Raw genomic sequence first — 5,736 nt, 5'->3', positions numbered from 1 at the left:
CAGCCCACCTGAGGAATACAGGATTCCCTCCCGGGCCGTTCACAATAGGGACCTTCGGTCGCAAACGCGGCTCAGTCAGGACCGTGCCACGGCAAGGGCCCTGCTGCTTGCGCGTGGCGCGAGGCTTGGGTATCCTCACCCCGGTCGCGAAATCCGCACATATTCAGGCCGGGACGGGTGTTTCGAGTCCGCGGGCCGCGTTTCGGGGGTTAGGCCGCATGAGATACAGCCAAGACCGCATCGGCTACCTGTTCATCAGTCCCTGGCTGCTCGGGTTCGTGCTGTTCACGGCCGGCCCGTTCCTGATCAGCATCTACCTGTCGTTTACCCGCTACGACATCGTCTCTCCGCCCGAGCTTATCGGGCCGGCAAACTACCAGAAACTGCTTTTTGACGACCCTCTGTTCTGGAAATCGTTGTGGATCACGCTCAAATACGCCATGGTAGCGGTTCCGGTGGGGATCGTGTTCGGGGTCGGCCTCGCGTTGTTGCTGAACCTCGACCTGCGCGGGATCAGCGTGTACCGCACGGTGTTCTACGTCCCGGCGATCGTGCCCGTGGTGGCCACCTCCGTGGTATTTGTTTGGATTCTCAACCCACAGATCGGCCTGCTGAACGGCCTGCTTCGCAATCTCGGCATCATCGGTCCCGCCTGGCTGCAAGACACCCGCTGGGCGTTCTGGTCGCTGGTATTCATGTCGCTGTGGGCCGTGGGCGGCAGCATGATCATTTATCTCGCGGGGTTGAAAGACGTGCCGGTTACGCTGTACGAAGCCGCCATCATTGACGGAGCAAACGCCTGGCAACGCACCCGCCACGTGACGCTTCCGATGATAACCCCCGTCATCTTCTTCAACCTCATCATGGGGGTGATCGGCTCGTTCCAGTACTTCACGCAAGCCTACATCATGACGTTGGGCGGCCCCGAAGACAGCACGCACTTCTACGCCCTCTACCTGTTCAACCGAGCATGGCGCTATCTCGACATGGGGTATGCGAGCGCTATGGCCTGGATTCTCTTTGTGGTCGTCATGATGCTCACAATCGTGATTTTCCGGTCGCACCACCGATGGGTGCATTACGGCGGGTAACCCGAGTCTCCAATGTCCAACATCGAAGACATACGGCCACGCAGACGGACGCGGGCCCTCTGGGCCGCCGCCATTGCCGCCGCGATTGGGACGCTCGTGGTGCTGGCATTGCCGGGTCCGCCCCCGCGCAAATACCCCGGCCGCATCCCCGTCCGATTCTGGCACATGTGGACCGCCGAATGGAAAGACGTGGTCGACGACATCGTAGACCGCTTCAACGAGAGCCAGAACGTCTATGAAGTGATTCCGCTGTCCATACCGTACACGGCGGCGGATTCGAAGTTTCTGCTCGCAGTCGCGGGCGGCGACCCGCCAGACGTGATGGCGCAATGGAACTCGGTCATTCCGAAATGGGCCGACAGCAAGCTCATCATCCCGCTCGACGACCTGATGACGCCCGGGGAATGGCAGGAATTTCAGGAGACGGTCTATCCGGCCGCGCAGAAGATCGGCATGTATCAAGGGAGGCTTTATGGAGTCACGACGGGGCTCAACATCCGCGCGAACTACATCCGCCTCGACCATCTGCGCGAGGCCGGCCTCTCCCCCGATGATATTCCTGAAACGCTCGAAGAATTGTGCGTATGGAGCCAGCAGCTTCACCGGTTCAATGAAAGCGGCGACCTCATCCGCATCGGATTCATGCCACAGAACCTGTACGACTACGCCCCGGCCTTCGGCGGCGGGTTCTACGACTGGAAGACCGGCCAGGTGCAGATTGACACGCCGGAAAACCGGGCGGCCCTCCAGTTTCTGGTGGACGAACGCCGAAAGCTGGGCTTCGACAAGGTCGTCCGGTTCATCTCGGGGCTCGCAATCGGGCTTGGCAACGTCGAGTGGCCGTTTATCAGCGGGTCATACACGATCACGGCGGACGGGCAGTGGCGGGTCGAGCAACTGCGAAAGTACGCGCCCGAACTCGAGTACATCACCCGGCCCGTTCCGCCGCCCAAGGGCGGAAAAGAACACGCGGGATGGGTCAACGGCAATTTCATGATCATCCCGCGCGGCGCGGCATGCGTCCAGGGCGCCTGGGAGTTCATCAAGTTCTGGAGCGGACTCGAGAACCCCGAGCGCGCGGCCGAATTCTATACCTGGGGCGGGTGGCTCCCTTTGTCTCCCGCTATTGCCGAAGCCCCCATCTTCCGCAAATACGTCGAGGAGTTTCCCCAGTTCCAGACATTTCTCGACATGCTTCCCAGCGAAAACATGCTCCCCATGCCGCCCGTACCCTACCAGGTATTCCTGTGGGACCGCCTGATACAGGCGGACGAAGCCGCAATGCGCGGCACGTTGACCGCCGAGGAAGCGCTCGACCGTTTCGAGCGGGAGATCGCGCGCGAACGGGCATCGCGCAAGGAGCTGGGCTATGAAGAGTAGCGCATCTCCCCTGCGCCCGGGCAGAACCCAGCGTATCGCGGCACACGCGCTCCTCCTCGCGTTGTGCGTCCCCTTCATCCTGCCGCTGGTGTGGATGACCTCGACCTCGCTCAAGACAGACGACCAGATCTACGCCCGCGAAGGGCGTGACACGGCCATCTCGCTGACGAGCCTTATTCCGAGCCCCGTCAAATGGAGCAACTATGCCGAGGCCGTTCAGACCGTGCCCGTGGGCGCGTATCTGCGCAACACGATCTTCCTGTGCGCGGCAAACGTCGCTGGGGCGGTCCTGGCAAGCGCCATTGTGGCCTACGGATTTGCGCGATTGCGATTCCGCGGGCGGGAAGTGTTGTTCATGCTCATGATCTCGACCATGGCGCTTCCCGGGCAGGTAACGATGATCCCCGTGTTCGCCTTGTTCCGCGCCCTCGGATGGTACGGCACTTTTCTGCCCCTTATCGTGCCGGCGTGTTTCGGCAACCCGTTTTACATCTTCCTGATGCGACAGTTCTTCCGGACAATTCCCGAGGAACTCGCCGAAGCCGCCCGGATAGACGGCGCGAGCGAATGGCGCATCTTCTGGCAGGTCATGTTGCCCCTCGCAAAACCCGCCATGGCCACCTGCGCCCTGTTCCAGTTCCTGTATACGTGGAACGACTTCTTCGGGCCGCTGCTCTACATCAACGATCCCACGAAATACACCCTTGCCTACGGGCTGCAGCAGTTCATGTCGAGCTACGGCGGCGAATGGGCACAGCTCATGGCTGGCGCGTGCATTTTTACCGTCCCCGTGATCGTGCTGTTCTTCCTTGCACAGCGCACCTTTATCCAGGGGATCGCCACCACCGGCGGCAAGGCGTAGGAACACGACACAGCGGCGGGCCCATGCGTCCCGCGCCAAGCCGCCTTGCCTCGCAACGGTCCAGCCCGGCGCCAAAACCCACGGCTTGAGGCCAGAAACCCGGTCCCTCTATACTCCCGCACGTGTTGGGCGGGAACAGGGACGGCTCGAATGTACGCGTATTCCGCGCTCAAAAGGATTTCATGATGATGTTTGCATTGCTTTCAATGTGTTGCGCGGCGGGTGATGCCGGAGTACTGCCGGTGCAGTGGGACATGGCGCGTTTGTCGCAACCGCCCGCAACGTATCCCGCGGAAGGGTTCGCCGCGGAGGGGGTGCGGGCCCTGTTTTACGATGCGCTGCCATTCGAGAATAAGCCCACGCGCGTATTTGCGTGGATGGGTATCCCAGACCATCCTGAGGGCGAACGCGTCCCCGGCATGGTGCTTGTTCACGGCGGCGGAGGCACCGCCTACGACGAGTGGGTGCGCATCTGGAACGCGCGCGGCTATGCTGCCATCGCCATGGACCTCGACGGAACGGTTCCCCAAGGCGAGCACGGCAGCCGCCCGACACACGAGTTCAGCGGTCCTACGAGTTTCGGCGGCGTAACGCCCATGGACGGTGCGAAAGAGGATTTCTGGGCCTATCATGCGGTTGCCGACATTGCGTTGGCGCATTCGCTGCTGGCTTCACAAGCGGGTGTCGATCCCGGACGCATCGGGCTCACAGGCATTTCGTGGGGTGGATTTCTCACGCACATCGCCGCGGCGGTCGACACCCGGTTCCAGTTCGCCATACCCGTCTACGGATGCGGGTTCATCAACGAGATCTCGTGGAAACCCGTATTCGACGCCATGCCTCCCGAGAAGGCCGGCGAATGGATACGCCTGTGGGATCCCTCGCAGTACGTGGCCGCCATCACCATCCCCACGCTCTGGGTGAACGCGGCCAGCGACCCCCACTACTATCTGGGTGTCTACGGCCGCACCTATCTTCGCGCGGGCGGCACAAAGACCCTCAGCGTCCAGCCCGGCCTCGGCCACAGCCATCAGGACGGGTGGGCGCCCAAGGAAATCTATGCCTACGCCGACAGCAAGTTTAAGGGAGGCGAGCCGCTCATCCGCATCGTGGCCGAAGCGGAGGAAGGCGATACCGCCATGGCGATCTTCGAGAACGGCACACCTGTCAAGGCCGACTTGGTCTGGACCCGCGATATCAGCGATTGGAGCGCCTGCGCGTGGGAACTCGTTCCCGCAACCGTCCAGGACAACCGCGTTGCCGTGGAGCTGCCGGGAGACTGCGCCGCCTACTTCATCAACCTGACCGACAGCCGGGGGCTGATCACCAGCACCGTGTGCCGGTCACGCAAATAGCTATCCGCTATCGACATACGGAAACTTCCACGCGCTTTCCGTGCCACCCTGGCCCGGCGCGGCGTATTGCAGTGCCGCCCGCGGAGACCCGTCCAACGCCTCGCTTCCAAACCCGCACAGGGCTCAGATGCCCATGTAGATAAAAGACGACCATATCCCCAGGTTGCCGGTCAGAAGCATAAGCAGCGACAACAACAGCAGCACGATGATGATGGGCGCGAGCCAGAATCGCTTACGGCTCCACAGGAACACCGACAGCGCGATGATAGTGCCGAAAACATGGTGCGAGGATTGCCCAAGATACGCTTCGAGTTCCTCGGGCTGTTCCTCGGGCTCTTCCCAGTAACTCGCCTTTTCGGGTTCCCATTGCCGCTGCAGCGGGTCGTCGCCCGCGAGCTTCAATACCAGCCGCGCGGGCGTGACCATGCCGTAAAAGACCAGGCCCAGCAACACGCGGGTCACCACCCAGTTGATCGCCAGGACCGTCTTTATCCACGCGGCCAACAGCGGCCGCAACGCCCACGGAAGGAATGCGCTGACAACAAAAAACGTCGCCGCGAGCATCAGAAACATTACGGGACGCGTCTCGGCCGTCCACCAGCGAATGCCGCCAAGGATAAGCAACGCCGCGCACAAGCCAAAGCCGAACTTGCGCTGTTCCGTGCGATTTCGGGGGTCTATGGTATCGAGCGGCATGTATTCAGGCTTTCGTCATTAGTCCATCATTAGTCCAAGGGATAATCCTCGCGCCATGCGTCGTCCGGCGGCCATTCCTTTTGCAGCGCCTTGTCGAGAATGAACGGCCCCATGGCCAGGTAATCCATCTTCGTGCGCATGAAACAGGCATACGCGTCTCTTGGCGCGCACACGATGGGTTCCCCGCGCACATTGAACGAAGTATTGATGATGACCGGGCACCCCGTCAGCTCGTGGAATCGCGAGATCATCCGGTGATAGAGGGGATTGTCCCGTTTGTTTACCGTCTGGATGCGCGCTGAGTTGTCGACATGGGTCACCGCCGGAATCTCGGACCGCGCGACCCGGAGCT

At 61.6% G+C, this 5,736-nt stretch carries 6 protein-coding genes; 4 read left to right on the top strand and 2 right to left on the bottom strand.

The window, feature by feature from the left end; genetic code table 11:
* Positions 1-218: 218 nt before the first annotated feature.
* The 4 genes from PLJ71_20530 to PLJ71_20515 all read left to right on the top strand — a co-directional run bounded on the left by PLJ71_20530 (position 219) and on the right by PLJ71_20515 (position 4,688).
* Positions 219-1,091, top strand: a complete 873-nt coding sequence (locus PLJ71_20530; protein ID HQM51080.1) for a sugar ABC transporter permease — start codon at positions 219-221, stop codon at positions 1,089-1,091.
* 12 nt (positions 1,092-1,103) lie between these two features.
* Positions 1,104-2,471: an ABC transporter substrate-binding protein gene (locus tag PLJ71_20525; GenBank protein ID HQM51079.1), complete on the top strand. Its 1,368-nt coding sequence runs from the start codon at positions 1,104-1,106 to the stop codon at positions 2,469-2,471.
* Positions 2,461-3,333 carry a carbohydrate ABC transporter permease gene (locus PLJ71_20520; protein ID HQM51078.1) on the top strand — a complete coding sequence of 291 codons (873 nt, stop codon included), beginning with the start codon at positions 2,461-2,463 and terminating at the stop codon, positions 3,331-3,333. Before PLJ71_20525 ends, PLJ71_20520 begins: the two co-directional genes overlap by 11 nt.
* Before the next feature lie 182 nt (positions 3,334-3,515).
* Positions 3,516-4,688, top strand: a complete 1,173-nt coding sequence (locus PLJ71_20515) for an acetylxylan esterase (protein ID HQM51077.1) — start codon at positions 3,516-3,518, stop codon at positions 4,686-4,688.
* A gap of 123 nt (positions 4,689-4,811) precedes the next feature.
* Here the strand turns inward: PLJ71_20515 and PLJ71_20510 are convergent, their stop codons facing one another.
* Positions 4,812-4,955: a DUF5989 family protein gene (locus PLJ71_20510; GenBank protein ID HQM51076.1), complete on the bottom strand. Its 144-nt coding sequence runs from the start codon at positions 4,953-4,955 to the stop codon at positions 4,812-4,814.
* Positions 4,956-5,413: 458 nt separating this feature from the next.
* A partial coding sequence (locus PLJ71_20505) for a carbamoyltransferase C-terminal domain-containing protein (protein HQM51075.1) occupies positions 5,414-5,736 on the bottom strand: 323 nt, incomplete at its 5' end.

This window comes from Candidatus Hydrogenedentota bacterium, from assembly GCA_035416745.1.
GTDB lineage: Bacteria > Hydrogenedentota > Hydrogenedentia > Hydrogenedentales > SLHB01 > UBA2224.
Note: the sequence above shows the minus strand (reverse complement) of the source record. Positions and strands in the feature narration are given on the sequence as shown.